The sequence below is a fragment of the Streptomyces hygroscopicus subsp. hygroscopicus genome (genome assembly GCF_001553455.1).
Classification (GTDB): Bacteria; Actinomycetota; Actinomycetes; order Streptomycetales; family Streptomycetaceae; genus Streptomyces; species Streptomyces hygroscopicus.
The window spans coordinates 1-15,231 of sequence record NZ_BBOX01000081.1 but is presented as its reverse complement, the minus strand read 5'-3'; the positions used below and the strand labels follow the sequence as shown (position 1 = coordinate 15,231).

The 15,231-nt window shown below is 73.9% G+C and carries 14 protein-coding genes; 12 read left to right on the top strand and 2 right to left on the bottom strand.

The features are described from left to right. The first annotated feature begins 47 nt into the window (after window positions 1-47). Both AXW62_RS08870 and hemW read left to right on the top strand, forming a co-directional pair. The gene (locus tag AXW62_RS08870) at window positions 48-2,069 is read left to right on the top strand and encodes a SpoIIE family protein phosphatase (RefSeq protein WP_060944010.1); all 2,022 of its coding nucleotides are present in this window, start codon (window positions 48-50) and stop codon (window positions 2,067-2,069) included. A 188-nt stretch (window positions 2,070-2,257) separates the two neighbouring features. Continuing rightward, window positions 2,258-3,490 carry a radical SAM family heme chaperone HemW gene (gene hemW, locus AXW62_RS08865; protein WP_060944009.1) on the top strand — a complete coding sequence of 411 codons (1,233 nt, stop codon included), beginning with the start codon at window positions 2,258-2,260 and terminating at the stop codon, window positions 3,488-3,490. A 126-nt stretch (window positions 3,491-3,616) separates the two neighbouring features. Here the strand turns inward: hemW and AXW62_RS08860 are convergent, their stop codons facing one another. Continuing rightward, on the bottom strand, window positions 3,617-4,435 hold the full coding sequence (locus AXW62_RS08860) for a DUF3097 domain-containing protein (protein WP_060944008.1): 819 nt from the start codon (window positions 4,433-4,435) through the stop codon (window positions 3,617-3,619). Between the two features lie 36 nt (window positions 4,436-4,471). After that, the gene (locus tag AXW62_RS08855; protein ID WP_060944007.1) at window positions 4,472-5,194 is read right to left on the bottom strand and encodes an MBL fold metallo-hydrolase; all 723 of its coding nucleotides are present in this window, start codon (window positions 5,192-5,194) and stop codon (window positions 4,472-4,474) included. 164 nt (window positions 5,195-5,358) lie between these two features. Between AXW62_RS08855 and hrcA the strand changes: the two genes are divergently transcribed. The 10 genes from hrcA to AXW62_RS08805 form a co-directional block, all read left to right on the top strand. After that, a complete protein-coding gene (gene hrcA, locus AXW62_RS08850) occupies window positions 5,359-6,375 on the top strand; it encodes a heat-inducible transcriptional repressor HrcA (protein WP_030835513.1) in 1,017 nt (338 codons plus the stop codon). Beyond that, window positions 6,376-7,509: a molecular chaperone DnaJ gene (dnaJ, locus tag AXW62_RS08845; RefSeq protein WP_030835510.1), complete on the top strand. Its 1,134-nt coding sequence runs from the start codon at window positions 6,376-6,378 to the stop codon at window positions 7,507-7,509. It abuts the gene before it with no gap. A gap of 411 nt (window positions 7,510-7,920) precedes the next feature. Beyond that, complete coding sequence (locus AXW62_RS08840) at window positions 7,921-9,012, top strand: nitronate monooxygenase (protein ID WP_060944006.1); 1,092 nt, start codon at window positions 7,921-7,923, stop codon at window positions 9,010-9,012. Further along, window positions 9,009-9,752 carry a 16S rRNA (uracil(1498)-N(3))-methyltransferase gene (locus tag AXW62_RS08835; RefSeq protein ID WP_060944005.1) on the top strand — a complete coding sequence of 248 codons (744 nt, stop codon included), beginning with the start codon at window positions 9,009-9,011 and terminating at the stop codon, window positions 9,750-9,752. The genes AXW62_RS08840 and AXW62_RS08835 overlap by 4 nt, the downstream gene beginning before the upstream one ends. A gap of 414 nt (window positions 9,753-10,166) precedes the next feature. After that, the gene (locus AXW62_RS08830) at window positions 10,167-10,679 is read left to right on the top strand and encodes an SRPBCC family protein (protein ID WP_060944004.1); all 513 of its coding nucleotides are present in this window, start codon (window positions 10,167-10,169) and stop codon (window positions 10,677-10,679) included. Further along, the gene (locus tag AXW62_RS08825; protein ID WP_060944003.1) at window positions 10,672-12,312 is read left to right on the top strand and encodes a phytoene desaturase family protein; all 1,641 of its coding nucleotides are present in this window, start codon (window positions 10,672-10,674) and stop codon (window positions 12,310-12,312) included. Before AXW62_RS08830 ends, AXW62_RS08825 begins: the two co-directional genes overlap by 8 nt. A gap of 220 nt (window positions 12,313-12,532) precedes the next feature. After that, a complete protein-coding gene (locus AXW62_RS08820) occupies window positions 12,533-13,408 on the top strand; it encodes an SDR family oxidoreductase (RefSeq protein WP_060944002.1) in 876 nt (291 codons plus the stop codon). A gap of 105 nt (window positions 13,409-13,513) precedes the next feature. Continuing rightward, complete coding sequence (locus AXW62_RS43810) at window positions 13,514-14,353, top strand: hypothetical protein (protein ID WP_063817548.1); 840 nt, start codon at window positions 13,514-13,516, stop codon at window positions 14,351-14,353. Between the two features lie 77 nt (window positions 14,354-14,430). Continuing rightward, complete coding sequence (locus tag AXW62_RS08810) at window positions 14,431-14,790, top strand: histidine triad nucleotide-binding protein (protein WP_030835491.1); 360 nt, start codon at window positions 14,431-14,433, stop codon at window positions 14,788-14,790. A gap of 4 nt (window positions 14,791-14,794) precedes the next feature. Beyond that, on the top strand, window positions 14,795-15,231 hold a 437-nt coding region (locus AXW62_RS08805; RefSeq protein WP_159060841.1), incomplete at its 3' end, for an MBL fold metallo-hydrolase.

Genomic DNA, 15,231 nt, shown 5'->3' with positions numbered 1-15,231 from the left:
GGACGTCATCTTCTGCCACTTCTGGTGGGTCGGTTGAGGGCGGTGGGGTGGTTCTACCGGTCGGGGGTGGGGTCGGTCCCGTCCGTACCAGCGCCTCGGCACGCGCCAGCCTGCCCGGCACACCGCGAGCGGCCTCGGCCGCGCGCCGGTTCGTCCGTGCCGCCCTCGCCGAATGGGCCGCACTCGACGTCCCGGCCGCCGACCGGATCACCGACCGGGTCGCCGACGAGGCCGTACTGCTGGTGAGCGAACTGGTCACCAACGCGGTGGTGCACGCCGGCACCGACGTCGAGGTGAGCTGTGCGCTGGACGTGTCGGACCACGAGGACGAACCGCCGTCCCTGGTCGTCGAGGTCACCGACCGCCACCCCACCCGGGTGCTGCGCGGCGACCCGCCGGATCCCTACGAACGGCCCGAATACGCGGGCGGGCACGGGCTGCGGCTGGTGGCCGAGATCGCCGACTCCTGGGGGACGACGTACCGGCGGGCCACCAAGTCGGTGTGGTTCCAGATGGCCGTGGCGCCCACGGGCGGGCCCGCCGCGGGCGCGGCCTTCAGGGACGCGGCGACCGCCATGGACCCCGCGACCGGGGCCGAGACGGAGCCGGAGCAGTTGGAGGCCGGAGCCGTCCGTGAAAGCCGTAAGGAGGCCATCGAGATCGTCGCGCCCGCGCCGAGCCGCGTCCCGGCCCGCCGCGACCCCGAGTGGATCGAGCGCGGCGCGCTCACCTTCCTCGCCGAGGCGTCCGATCTGCTGGCCGGACAGTTCGAAGAGGACAAGGTGACCTCACTCGCCGGGCAGCTGCTGGTGCCCCGGCTCGCCGACTGGTGCGCGATCTGGCTCGACTCCGCGAGCGGCCCGCCGCTGCTCGCCCGGGTCTGGCACGCCAGCGAGGGGCGCATCGAGGAGTTGCGGCAGGTGCTGGAGAAGGAGCCGCCCCAGCTGCCCGCCGCCGCCCGCGGCAGGGCCGTGGCATGGCCCTGGCCGGCCGACCCCGCCGCCTACGGACCCGGCGGCGCGGCCCTCGCCTGCCGGCTGGTGGCGGGCGGCCGTGCGCTCGGCACGCTGCTGCTGGGGCGGGCCGGGCTGGTGCGGATGCCGGCCGAAGACGTCGGCCTGATCGAGGACTTCGCCCGCCGCGTCGCCCTGGCCCTCGCCTCCGCCCGCCGCTACACCCGGCAGGCGACCATCAGCCGGGTGCTGCAGCGCGGGCTGCTGCCGGCCGTCATCCCGCGGATCCCCGGGGTCGAGTCGGCGGTGGTGTACGAGCCGACCGGCGACATCTCGGCCGGCGGCGACTTCTATGACATCTTCCAGGCCGGCGACGGCCGCTGGTGCTTCGTCCTGGGCGACGTCTGCGGCAACGGCCCGGAGGCGGCCGTGGTGACCGGTCTGGTCCGGCCCTGGCTGCGGCTGCTCGCCCGCGAGGGATACGGCGTGGGGGAGGTCCTGGACCGGCTCAACCAGCTGCTGGGCGAGGAGGCGGTGGAACAGGCGGTCGAGGGCGCCGCGGGGGCCGTGGCGGCCGGTGTGGAGGCGGCGGAAGGCTCCGCCGGGGCAGTGGAACTGGTGGACGGGGACCTCGTCGGCACCGCCGGCCCGGGGCTCCCGGCGGGCGGCGGCGGGGTCCCGCGGTTCCTGTCGATGCTGTACGGGGAGCTGGAGCCGCTGGGCGAGGGCGAGGGGGTGCGCTGCACCCTGGCCAGCGCGGGCCATCCGCTGCCGCTGGTACTGCGGCCCGGGGGCGAGGTGCGGACCGTCGCGGCGCCGCAGATACTGCTGGGCGTCGTGGACGAGGTGGGGTACGAGAGTGAATCGTTCGAGCTGGCGCCCGGGGAAACACTGCTGTGCGTGACGGACGGGGTGACGGAGCACAGATCCGGTGACCGGCAGTTCGACGACGAGGACGGCCTGGCGGCGACGTTCGCGCTGTGCGCGGGGCTGAGCGCGCGGGAGGTCGCCGAACGGGTGCGGCGGGCGGTGGACGAGTTCGCGGCGGAGCCGCCGGACGACGACCTGGCGATGCTGGTCCTGAAGGCGGTCCAGCCGGGTCAGGCCGAGGTCTAGCCGAGCCGGGCCGAGCCGGGGTCCGTGACCCCGTGCTCCCCGGAGTCCGGGGCTCGCCGTCACCGGGGGGCCGCGCTTCGCGCTTCCCGGAGTCCGGGGCTCGCCGTCACCGGGGGGCCGCGCGCCGCGTTCCCGGGGCCCGGGGCTCGTCGTCTTCAGGGGCCCCGGCCGTGCCGGACAATGGGGGCATGCCTTCCGTATTGCCTGATGGTGAGCCCGTGCCCGAGGACGGCGCACTGCCCGCGACCGCTTTGGCGGGGGCGGAGCGGCGGCCGCTGGGGTTCTATCTGCATGTGCCGTACTGCGCCACCCGCTGCGGCTACTGCGACTTCAACACCTACACCGCCAGTGAGCTGCGCGGTTCCGGCGGTGTGCTCGCCTCCCGGGACAACTACGCCGAGCTGGTCGCCGAGGAGGTGCGGCTGGCGCGGAAGGTGCTGGGGGACGACCCGAGGCCGGTGGAGACCGTGTTCGTCGGCGGCGGGACCCCGACCCTGCTCGCCGCGGCGGACCTCGGGCGGATGCTCGGGGCGATCCGGGACGAGTTCGGGCTCGCCGACGGGGTCGAGGTCACCACCGAGGCGAATCCGGAGTCGGTCGGTCCGCGGTATCTGGCGGAGCTGCGCGAGGCGGGGTTCAACCGGATCTCCTTCGGCATGCAGAGCGCCCGCCGGCACGTCCTGAAGGTGCTGGACCGTACGCACACCCCGGGGCGGCCGGAGGCGTGTGTGGCCGAGGCGCGGGCGGCCGGGTTCGACCATGTGAACCTGGACCTGATCTACGGGACGCCGGGGGAGAGCGACGCGGACTGGCGGGCGTCCCTGGAGGCGGCCCTCGGGGCGGGGCCGGACCACATCTCGGCGTATGCGCTGATCGTCGAGGAGGGCACCCAGCTGGCGCGGCGGATCCGGCGCGGCGAGGTCCCGATGACCGACGACGATGTGCACGCGGACCGCTATCTGATCGCCGAGGAGACCCTGTCGGCCGCCGGATTCGCCTGGTACGAGGTCTCGAACTGGGCGACCTCGCCCGGCGGGCGCTGCCGGCACAACGAGCTGTACTGGCGCGGCGCCGACTGGTGGGGCGCCGGACCCGGCGCACACAGCCATGTGGGCGGCGTGCGGTGGTGGAACGTGAAGCACCCCGGGGCCTACGCGCAGGCCCTGGGCGAGGGCAGGTCCCCCGGCGCGGGCCGGGAGCTGCTCTCCGACGAGGAGCGCCGGGTGGAGCGGATCCTGCTGGAGCTGCGGCTGGCCGAGGGGTGCCCACGGGAGCTGCTGCGCCCGGCCGGGGCGGCGGCCGCGGCGCGGGCGCTGGAGGACGGTCTGCTCGAGCCGGAGCCGTACGGGCGGGGGCGGGCCGTGCTCACGCTGCGCGGGCGGCTGCTGGCGGACGCGGTGGTGCGCGACCTGGTGGACTGACCGCGCCCCGGCGCGGGGAGCGCTACCCGCCGGGCGTGCCGGCGCCTTGGCCGGGGGAGCGTCCCGGCCGTCGCGGAGCGGTGCGGCCGGCCCGCCACCGTGCCGACGGGCGGCCGTGGGCCGGGGCTACCGCCCCGCGGTGACGTGATCGATCAGCTCTTCGACCCGCCCCAGCAGCTCCGGCTGGAGGTCCTTGTAGGAGTGGACCGAGGACAGGATCCGCTGCCAGGCGGCCCCGGTGTTCTCCGGCCAGCCCAGGGCCCGGCAGACGCCCTTCTTCCAGTCCTGGCCGTGCGGCACGGTCGGCCAGGCCGGGATGCCGACGGAGGACGGCTTCACGGCCTCCCAGATGTCGATGTAGGGGTGGCCGAGGACCAGCACGTGCTCGCCGGTGACCTGCGCGGCGATACGGGACTCCTTGGAGCCCGCCACCAGGTGGTCGACGAGGACGCCGAGCCGGGCGTCCGGACCGGGGGAGAAGCCGTCGACGATGGCGGGCAGGTCGTCGACGCCCTCCAGGTACTCCACGACGACGCCCTCGACGCGCAGGTCGTCGCCCCAGACCCGCTCGACCAGCTCCGCGTCATGGCGCCCCTCGACGTAGATGCGCCCCGCGCGGGCGACCCTCGCGCGGGCTCCCGGAACGGCGATCGATCCCGAGGCCGTGCGCTGGGGCGCGGAGGGGGCCGCCGCACGCGGGCGTACCAGGGTGACGACACGCCCCTCGAGGAGAAAACCGCGCGGCTCCATGGGGAAGACGCGATGTTTGCCGAAGCGGTCCTCAAGAGTGACCGTGGGGCCCTGGGCGGTCTTCTCGCAGCGGATCACCGCACCGCAGAACCCTGTGGTGACCTCCTCCACGACGAGGTCCGGTTCGGCGGGGACCTCGGGGGCGGGCCGCTGCCGCTTCCAGGGCGGGGTCAGGTCCGGGTCGTACTGTCGCATCCGGATGACGATAGCGCGCGCCGGGCGCCCGCCCGCTCAGGTGGACACGCCGAAGCGGGCGGCCAGTTCGTCGCGTTGGGCGCGGACGAAGGCGGCGTCCACGACGGAGCCGTGCCCCGGGACGTACAGCGCGTCCTCGCCGCCGAGCGCGAGCAGCCGGCCGAGGGCGGCGGGCCAGTGGCCGGGGATCGCGTCGGGTCCGGCCTGGGGGGTGCCGGACTCCTCCACCAGATCGCCGCAGAAGACCACCTCGGGCCGGCCTGGCACCAGAACGGCCAGGTCATGGGCGGTGTGGCCGGGCCCCACATTGGCCAGCAGCACCGGCCGGTCGCCCAGGTCGAGGGTCAGCTCCCCGGAGACCAGGTGGTGCGGGCCGACGAGATGGTCCACCGCCTCGGTGGCGGCTCCCCGGTCCACCCCGTGGCGGATCGCGTCCTCGCGCAGCGCCTCCCGCTCACGGCGCAGCAGCTCGTCCACGCCCGTGGCCCCGTACACCTCGCAGCCCGCGAAGGCGGCAGAGCCCAGCACGTGGTCGAAGTGCGGATGGGTGAACGCGATCCGGGTGGGACGGCGGCCGGTCAGCCGGGTGATCGCGGTGCGCAGCTCGGCCCCGGCGCGCAGGGTCGCGCCGGTGTCCACGACGAGGATGCCGGTCCGGCCGACGACCACGCCGACCGTCTCGTCCCACTCCGGCATCCGGCGGCGGGCCACACCCGGTGCTAGCCGTTCCCAGCCTGCCTCTTCCCAACACGTCTCCATACCGCGACGCTAGCTCAGCGGGGGTGGTGGAGAGTTGCTGCCGACGGCAGCTCTTGCCCATGCCACCGCACCCCGCCGTACACTGGCGGAGGGGTTCTGGCACTCGTGCCGTGTGAGTGCCAGGCGGACGACCTGATGAGACCGCTGGACTGGAGGTGCGCGGGGTGCTCAGCGAACGCAGACTCGAGGTGCTGCGTGCCATCGTCCAGGACTATGTGGGGACGGAGGAGCCGGTCGGCTCCAAGGCGCTCACCGAGCGGCACCGGCTGGGGGTCTCCCCGGCCACGGTGCGCAACGACATGGCCGCTCTGGAGGACGAGGGCTTCATCGCCCAGCCGCATACGAGCGCCGGGCGGATCCCCACGGACAAGGGCTATCGCCTCTTCGTGGACAAGCTGGCCGGGGTCAAGCCGCTGTCCAGCCCGGAGCGGCGGGCCATCCAGAACTTCCTGGACGGTGCGGTCGACCTCGACGACGTGGTGGGCCGCACGGTCCGGCTGCTGGCGCAGCTGACCCGGCAGGTGGCGGTCGTGCAGTACCCGTCGCTGACCCGATCCACGGTGCGCCATGTGGAGCTGCTGCCGCTGGCCACCGCGCGGGTGATGCTGGTGTTGATCACGGACACCGGGCGGGTGGAGCAGCGCATGATCGACTGCCCGGCGCCGGTCACCGAGGACTCGCTGGCCGATCTGCGCGCCCGGCTCAACAGCCGGGTCGTGGGGCGGCGTTTCGCGGATGTGCCGCAATTGGTGCAGGATCTTCCGGAGTCCTTCGAACAGGAGGACCGGGGGACCGTCTCGATCGTGTTGTCGACCTTGCTCGAGACGCTGGTGGAGGAGACCGAGGAGCGGCTGATGATCGGCGGCACCGCGAACCTCACGCGTTTCGTGCATGATTTCCCCCTGACGATCCGGCCCGTTCTGGAGGCGCTCGAGGAGCAGGTCGTCCTCCTCAAGCTGCTGGGCGAGGCCAAGGACTCGGGGATGACCGTGCGCATCGGGCATGAGAATGCTCACGAGGGGCTCAACGCCACCTCGGTCGTCGCGGTCGGCTACGGTTCCGGCGACGAGGCGGTCGCCAAACTCGGCGTGGTCGGACCGACCCGCATGGACTACCCCGGAACGATGGGAGCGGTACGCGCAGTGGCACGTTACGTCGGACAGATCCTGGCGGAGTCGTAAGTGGCGACGGACTACTACGCAGTCCTGGGCGTGCCGCGTGATGCCTCGCAGGACCAGATCAAGAAGGCATTCCGCCGGCTCGCCCGCGAGCTGCATCCGGACGTGAATCCGGATCCGAAGACCCAGGAGCGGTTCAAGGAGATCAACGCCGCTTACGAGGTCTTGTCGGACCCGCAGAAGAAGCAGGTCTACGACCTGGGCGGGGACCCGATGTCCGGGGCGGGCGGCGGTGGCGCCGGCGGCTTCGGCGCGGGCTTCGGCAACTTCTCCGACATCATGGACGCCTTCTTCGGCACCGCCTCGCAGCGCGGTCCGCGGTCCCGGACCCGGCGCGGTCAGGACGCGATGATCCGTCTCGATGTGGAGCTCAGCGAGGCCGCGTTCGGGACCACCAAGGACATCCAGGTCGACACCGCGGTCGTGTGTACGACGTGCAGCGGCGAGGGCGCGGCGCCGGGCACCTCGGCGCAGACCTGTGACATGTGCCGGGGCCGCGGTGAGGTCTCCCAGGTGACGCGGTCCTTCCTGGGCCAGGTCATGACCTCGCGGCCGTGCCCGCAGTGCCAGGGCTTCGGCACCGTGGTGCCGACCCCGTGCCCGGAGTGCGCGGGCGACGGCCGGATCCGCTCGCGGCGCACCCTGACCGTGAAGATCCCCGCCGGTGTGGACAACGGCACCAGGATCCAGCTGGCCGGTGAGGGCGAGGTCGGCCCGGGCGGCGGCCCGGCGGGCGACCTCTATGTGGAGATCCACGAGGTCCCGCACCCGGTCTTCCAGCGGCGCGGCGACGACATGCACTGCACGGTGACCATCCCGATGACGGCGGCGGCACTGGGCACCAAGGTGCCGTTGGAGACGCTGGACGGCCTGGAGGAGGTCGACATCCGGCCCGGCACCCAGTCCGGCCAGTCGATCCCGCTGCACCAGCGCGGCGTCACCCATCTGCGGGGCGGCGGCCGGGGCGATCTGATCGTGCACGTCGAGGTGACCACCCCGAGCAAGCTCGACCCGGAGCAGGAGGAGCTGCTGCGGCGGCTGGCCAAGCTGCGCGGTGAGGAGCGCCCGACCGGCGAGTTCAAACCGGGGCAGCAGGGGCTGTTCTCGCGCCTGAAGGACGCGTTCAACGGGCGGTAGCGGTGGTAAGGCGGGAAGGCGCCTCGGGGGACGGTGAGCCCTTGGGACGCCGTTCACGCGCCGGTCACCGTGCGGTGGGCGCTTCGGGGACGCCGGTCACCGGGTGGTGGACGCTTCTTTCGGTCGGGATGAGCGCCTCGGCGCCTTCGAGTGGCGGTGAGCCTTTGCGGGACGCGTTCACCGGGCGCGTGGGCGCTTCGGGGACGCGTTCGGTCGGGATGAGCGCCTCGGCGCCTTCGTGCGGGCGCCTTCGAGCGGCGGTGAGCCCTTGGGGGCGCGTTCACCGGGCGGTGGGCGCTCGGAGGACGCCTCCGGGAGCGGTGGGCGCTTCCGGCCAAGGCCCGGAGGATGCCGTTCGGCGGACGGTGGTCCAAGGGTGAGCCGATGCGGAGGGCGTGACACGATGTGCCCATGTCCTCCGCGCTGACCGGCCTTTTCCGGTACCCGATCGTGCAGGCGCCGATGGCAGGTGGAGCCTCCTGCCCGCGGCTCGCCGCCACCGTCTCCGGGGCCGGTGGTCTCGGCTTCCTCGCCGCCGGCTACAAGACGCCGGAGGCGATGTACGAGGAGATCAAACAGGTGCGGGGGCTGACCGACCGGCCCTTCGGCGTCAACCTCTTCATGCCGCAGCCGCCCAACGCCGACCCGGCCGCCGTCGCGGCCTACGGCGGTCGGCTCACGGGCGAGGCGGCACGGTACGAAACCTCGCTGGGCGACCCGGACGCGGGCTCGGACGACGCCTACGACGCCAAGCTGGCCGTCCTCCTCGACAACCCGGTTCCGGTGGTCTCCTTCACCTTCGGCTGCCCGACCCGCGCGGTCCTCGACGCCCTCGCCGCGGTCGGCACCCGCACCGTCGTGACCGTGACCTCGCCCGTCGAGGCGCAGACCGCCCAGTGGGCGGGCGCCGACGCCGTCTGTGTGCAGGGCGTGGAGGCGGGCGGCCACCAGGGCACGTACGGCAACGATCCGGCCGCCGACGGGATGGGCGCCGGGATCGGCCTGCTGTCCCTGATCACGCTGGTCCGGGAGTACGTCCAGATCCCGATCATCGCGGCGGGCGGGATGATGCGCGGTTCGCAGATCGCCGCGGCGCTCGCCGCGGGCGCGGTCGCGGGCCAGCTGGGCACCGCGTTCCTGGTGTGCCCCGAGTCCGGGGCGAACGCCCTGCACAAGCAGGCGATGACGGACCCGGTGTTCGGCCGCACCGAGCTGACCCGCGCCTTCTCCGGCCGCCCGGCCCGGGGCCTGGTCAACCGCTTCATGCGCGAGCACGGCCCGTACGCGCCCGCCGCCTACCCCCAGCTGCACCACATGACCTCCGGCCTCCGTAAGGCGGCCGCCAAGGCGGGCGATCCGCAGGGCATGGCGCTGTGGGCCGGGCAGGGGCACCGGCTGGCGCGTGAGCTGCCCGCCGCGCGGCTGGTGGAGACGCTCGCGGTGGAACTCGACGCGGCACGGAGCGCGTTGGGGCTTCAGCCCCAGCGGGGTGCGGTGTCGTGACCGCCCCCGTGTTCGTGGCCGACTCCCTGGCGGGGGCGGCCGAGGGAGCCCGGGTCTGGCTGGAGGGCCCCGAGGGGCGCCACGCGGTGTCCGTGAGGCGGCTGCGCGTCGGGGAGCCGGTGGTGCTGACCGACGGCCACGGAACGGGCGTCCAGGGCACCGTGGCGGCCGTCGAGGGCAAGGACCGGCTCCAGGTCGCGGTGGACGAGGTGCGCCGGGAGACGGCCCCGGACCCGCGGATCACCGTCGTCCAGGCGCTGCCCAAGGGCGACCGGGGCGAGCTGGCGGTGGAGACCATGACGGAGACGGGCGTGGACGCCGTCGTTCCGTGGTCGGCCGCCCGCTGCATCACGCAGTGGAAGGGCGAGCGCGGCCTCAAGGCGCTCGGCAAGTGGCGGTCGACCGCCCGCGAGGCGGGCAAGCAGTCCCGTCGGCTGACCTTCCCCGAGGTCATGGACGCGATGACGACCAAGCAGGTCGCCCGGCTGCTCGCCGACGCCGATTTCGCGGCCGTGCTCCACGAGGAGGGCGGCGAACCGCTCGCCACGGCGCACCTGCCCGCGAGTGGCCGGATCGTGCTGGTCGTCGGCCCCGAAGGGGGCGTGTCCCCCGAGGAGTTGGCGGCCTTCGCCGAGGCGGGCGCACGGCCGTACCGGCTGGGCCCGAGCGTGCTGCGCACCTCCACGGCCGGAACGGCGGCCGCCGCGCTGCTGCTGGGCCGCACCGGCCGCTGGAGCTGAGCCGCCCCGGGCGGTGCCGTAACCGCCCGGCCGGCCGGGCCGCCCCGGGCGTCCGTTCGGGCCGGTCGGCTCGGTGGTCCGAACGGGCCGGGCTTCCGATCGCCCTCGCCCTGGTCCCGCGATCGCCCGGCCCTCCGATCGTCCCTGGCTTCCGACTGCCCGGCCGATCCGATCCGGTCGATCCGATCCGGTCGCTCCGATCCAGTCGCTCCGATCCAGTCGATCCGATCCGGTTGCTCTGATCTGGTCGATCCGATCCCGTCGATCCAGTCGCCGGGTCGGCGCCGCCGCTCCCGTCCGCGCGGCCGCGCGCTCACCGCCCGGCGTGCCGCGTCTGTCTCCTCCTGATTGGCGGGCGGCGGAGGGGGGACCCGGTGGCGTCCGGCGGTGCCGGTTTCGGCCGCGGAGGCGGGTATGGCAATACGTCATCGTCTGATCAAGACCAGTCCGCAGACCGTCTGGGGTGTCCTCGCGGACGGCAGCCGGTACGGGGAGTGGGTGGTGGGGACGTCCACGTCCCATCCGGTGCGGGGCGACTGGCCGCGGAAGGACGCGGTCATCGGCTACGAGGTACGGCTGGGGCCGCTGCGGCTCGCCAACGAGACGGTCGTACGGAGCTGCGACGAGGGAGACGGGGCATTCGCGGTGGAGCTCGAGGCCCAGGCGGGCTTCCTGGGCTCGGCGCGGATCGCCATCGAGCTGCGCCCGTGGGGCGACCACTGCCTGGTGATCGTGGACGAGCATCCGCTGCGGGGCGCGGGCGGTGCGCTGCACAACATGGGCGTGGAGGCACTGATCCAGGTGCGGCACCGGGCGATGCTCGCCCGGCTGGCCAAGGTGTGCGAGGGGGACGCCGCCCAGGGGCTGGACCGGCCCGTCCCGCACACGGCCGGGCGGCCCCCCGGGGCAGGAGGCGGCCGTGGCTGACGCGGTGGTGATCGGGGCCGGGCCGAACGGACTGGTGGCGGCCAATGTGCTGGCCGACGCGGGCTGGAGCGTGGAGGTCCTGGAGGAGCAGCCGGAACCCGGCGGAGCCGTGCGCCACGACAGGGGCGTCCATCCCGACTTCGTCCACGATGTCTTCAGTTCCTTCTACCCCCTTGCCGCCGCCTCCCCCGTCGTGGCCGGGCTCCACCTGGAGGATCACGGGTTGCGGTGGAGCCATGCGCCGCACGTGCTGGCCCACCCCTTGAGCGACGGCAGGTGCGCACTGCTCGACCGCGCGCTCGACGCCACGGCGGGCTCCCTCGACGGCTTCGCGGCGGGGGACGGGGACGCCTGGCGCCGGTTGCACGAGATGTGGGAACGTCTCCGGCCGGCTGTGCTGGACGCCCTGTTCACGCCGTTTCCCCCGGTCAAGGCGGCGGCCCGGCTCTTCGTCCGGCTCCGGGGCGCGGGCGGGCTGCGCATGGCCCGCACCATGCTGCTGCCGGTGAGGCGGCTGGGGGAGGAGGAATTCCGGGGGGAGGGCGGCAGGCTGCTGCTGGCCGGAAACGCCCTGCACGCCGACCTGGCTCCGGAGGCCGCGGGCAGCGGCGGATTCGGCTGGCTGATGTCCATGCTCGGCCAGACCTACGGCTTCCCGGCCCCGGTCGGCGGCTCGGGCGCCCTGGTCGGGGCCCTGGTCCGGCGGCTGCGGGCACGCGGCGGGGTGCTGCGCTGCGGACAGCGCGTCGATCGGGTGATCGTCCACGCCGGACGGGCCAGAGGGGTGCGCACCGCCGGGGGCGGGACGGTCGCCGCACGGCGTGCCGTGCTCGCCGATGTGTCCGTGCCCGCCCTGTACGGCCGGCTCGTCGGGGCCGAGCACCTGCCGCCGTCCCTCCTGTCCGACCTGCGCCGCTTCCAGTGGGACTTCGCCACCTTCAAGGTGGACTGGGCGCTGGGCGGACCGGTGCCGTGGCAGGCCGAGGAGGCGGCGCGGGCCGGTACCGTCCACCTGGCCGACGGGCTGGACGAGCTCACCCGGTTCGCGGCGCAGATCGCCATGCGCCACGTCCCCGACCGCCCTTTCGCGCTGTTCGGCCAGATGACGACCGCGGACCCCGCTCGGTCGCCCCGGGGCACCGAGTCGGCCTGGGCCTACACCCACGTGCCCCACCGGATAGCGGCCGACGCCGCGGAGGAGGGCCTGACGGGCACCTGGGACCCCAGGGAGCAGGAGGTCATGGCCGACCGTGTCGAACGTCAGGTCGAACGGTTCGCGCCGGGCTTCCGGGCCCTGATCCGCTCCCGGCGCATCCTGGCCCCGCCCACGCTCCAGTCGCTCGACGGCAACCTGTACGGGGGCGCCATCAACGGCGGCACCGCCCATATCCACCAGCAGGTCGTCTTCCGCCCGCTGCCCGGGACCGGGCGGCCGGAGACGCCGGTGGGTGGCCTGTACCTCGCCTCCGCCGGTGCCCACCCCGGCGGCGGGGTCCACGGCGCCCCGGGGGCCAACGCCGCCCGTGCCGCACTGCGCCGGAACCTGCCTCCGGGCCTGGCGGGGGCGCAGCGCCTGCTCGCCCGGCGCGACCGGCTCGGCAGACGGCCGCCCCCGCCCGCTGACCGGCGATGAATCCCCGACGAATCGTCGTGATCGCGAATCATCGAGGCGGCGAATCGTCGTAAGCGACGAACCATGGAGGCGGCGAATCGTTGTGAGCGACGAACCATCGAAGCGACGAATCGCCGTGATCGACGAACCGCCGTGATCGACACATCACCGAAGCGATGAATCAGTCCCGGTGACCCCTCACATCGACTGCGGTGGGAACCCGGTGACGAAAGGGGCGGCCATGGGAGGCAGTCCGCTCGAGGACCGGACCGTGGTGGTGACCGGAGCCGCCCGCGGGCTGGGCGCGGCCCTGGTGCGCGACCTCGCCCGACGTGGCGCCAGGACGGCACTTCTCGGCCATGAGAAACCGGGCCTGGACGAGGTGGCCGCCTCGCTGCCGACCGCCGCGCTGGCCCTGGAGGTCGATGTCACTGACGACACCGCGCTGAAGAGCGCGGCCCAGGAGGTGCGTCGGTGCCTGGGCCGCCCCTCGGCCGTCGTCGCGAACGCGGGGGTCGCGGAAGCCGGGCTGTTCGCCGCGTCCGATCCGGCCGTATGGCGCCGCGTGATCGACGTCAACCTCAGTGCGAGCGCCCTTACGGCGCACACCTTCCTCCCGGACCTCATGGCCTCGCGCGGCTACTTCCTCCAGATCGGGTCGCTGGCGTCGATCGGCGCCGTTCCCATGATGAGCGCCTACTGCGCGTCCAAGGCGGGCGTGGAGGCGTTCGTCCACGCGCTGCGGGCCGAAGTGGCGCACCACGGCGTCGCGGTCGGCATCGCCTACCTCAACTGGGTCGACACCGACATGATCCGCGGCGATGACGCATCCGCCGCCCTGCGTGCGCTGCGCTCCCATGTGCCGCCACCGATCCGTCGTGTCTCCGAGGCGGACGTGGTCGCCCGCCGGCTGGCGCAGGCCGTGGAGCGGCGCCGCACCGCGCTCTACGTGCCCGCGTGGCTCCGCCTCCTCCAGGTGGCGCGCGCCGCACTGCCGCCGGTCGTGATGCGCGTGTCCCGTCGTACACTGCCACGGCTGGAGGCCGAGCGACCGCTGCGCCCCACCGGGCTGCTGGGCGCCGGTGGACGCGCCGACGAGCCGCACGGAAAGCCATAGCGCGGGCCGTGCAGCTGGCCGATGACGGTCTTCCGGTTCACGTCGCCCGATGGGAACCTGTCCCCTATGGGGGCATTGAGCCGGGTAAGGCGGGGACGGGCGGTCTTGGCCGTCGCGGTGGTCGGCGCGGCGGCGGTCGCGATGACGGGATGTGAGCCGGCGGACGACGGCCTCAGCTCCGTGACGGTCGCGGTCACCACGGACCAGGTCGCCACCCGCGCGCTGGAGAGGGGCGGGGTCGGCGTCCTCTGGATGAGCTGCAACGCCGAGTTCAGGAACGGCCGTACGGTCGGCGCCTCGCCTTCGCGCGGGAGCGGGTGGACGCGGGCGGGTGAGCGGGCGCGCGAGAACGTTCGGGTCCGGGAGAGCGCTCGGGTCCGGGAGAGCGTTCGGGCGCGTGCGACCGAGCGGCGCGAGCGGGCACAGGCGACCGACGCGCGGGTGGACTGCCGGGGCAGGACCGAGAACCACAAGGACATCAGGATCAGCGGACGGGTCACCTACGTACGGGAGAACCACTGCGTCCGGGGCGACTTGACCGGCCAGGTGGACGGCCGGAAGGTCTTCGAGGCGAAGGTGATCGGGGAGTGCCAGGGCCGCGCCCTCGACACCGAGCGCGAGCCCGAGACCGAGAGCCCTCGGCCGACCCGTAGCCACCCGTGGGACCACCGGACCACCGACAGCGGCGCACATCCGGGCGGCGACGGAAGCGGCGCACCTCCGGACGGCGTGGGCAGCGGCGTCGGTCCGGGCGGCGACGGGAGCGGCGCGACTCCCGGTGGCGATGGGGGCGGCACGGCTCCCGGTGGTGCCGGGAGCGGCGCGACTCCCAGTGGTGCCGGGAGCGGCGTCGGGCCGGGCCGTGGCGGGCACAGTTCCGTTCCCGGCGGCGTCGAGCGCAGCGCCGGACCGGACGTCACCTACGGCGGCGGTCAGGGCGGATAGGCCACGGGCGCGCCCGCGGGCAGGGCCTCCCGGTACCATCCGGACCGTACGTGCCGACGATCCGTAAGGAGCCACCGGTGGCGGGAGAACCGCAGGCCGACTGCCTGTTCTGCAAGATTGTCTCGGGGGAGGTGCCGGCCACCGTGGTCCGCGAGACGGACACCACCGTGGCGTTCCGCGACATAAACCCCCAGGCGCCCACCCACGTCCTGGTGATCCCCAAGGTGCACCACCCGGACGCGGCCGCCCTCTCGGCCGCCGAACCGCAGATCGCCGCCGATGTGCTGCGCGAAGCGGGCGCGGTCGCCGCCGATGAGAAGATCGACGGCACCGGCTACCGCGTGGTGTTCAACACCGGCTCCGGCGCCGGCCAGACCGTCTTCCACGCACATGCCCACGTCCTGGGCGGCCGCGGGCTCAACTGGCCTCCCGGATAAGCCCTTGTCCACACGGGAACTGATCGTCCTCGGCACCGCCAGCCAGGTGCCGACCCGGCACCGCAACCACAACGGCTATCTGCTGCGCTGGGACGGCGAGGGCCTGCTCTTCGACCCCGGCGAGGGCACTCAGCGGCAGATGCTGAGGGCCGGGGTCGCCGCGCATGACATCGACCGGATCTGTGTCACGCACTTCCACGGGGACCACTCCCTGGGCCTGGCCGGGGTGATCCAGCGGATCAACCTCGACCGCGTGCCGCACCGGGTGACCGCCCACTACCCGGCGGACGGTCAGCGGTTCTTCGAGCGGCTGCGGTACGCGACCGCCTACCGCGAGACGGTGGCGCTGGCCGAGGAGCCGGTCTCCGGTGACGGCGGGGTGCTGGCCCGCACCCCCGCCTACACGCTGGAGGCGGCCCGGCTCTCGCACCCCGTCGCGTC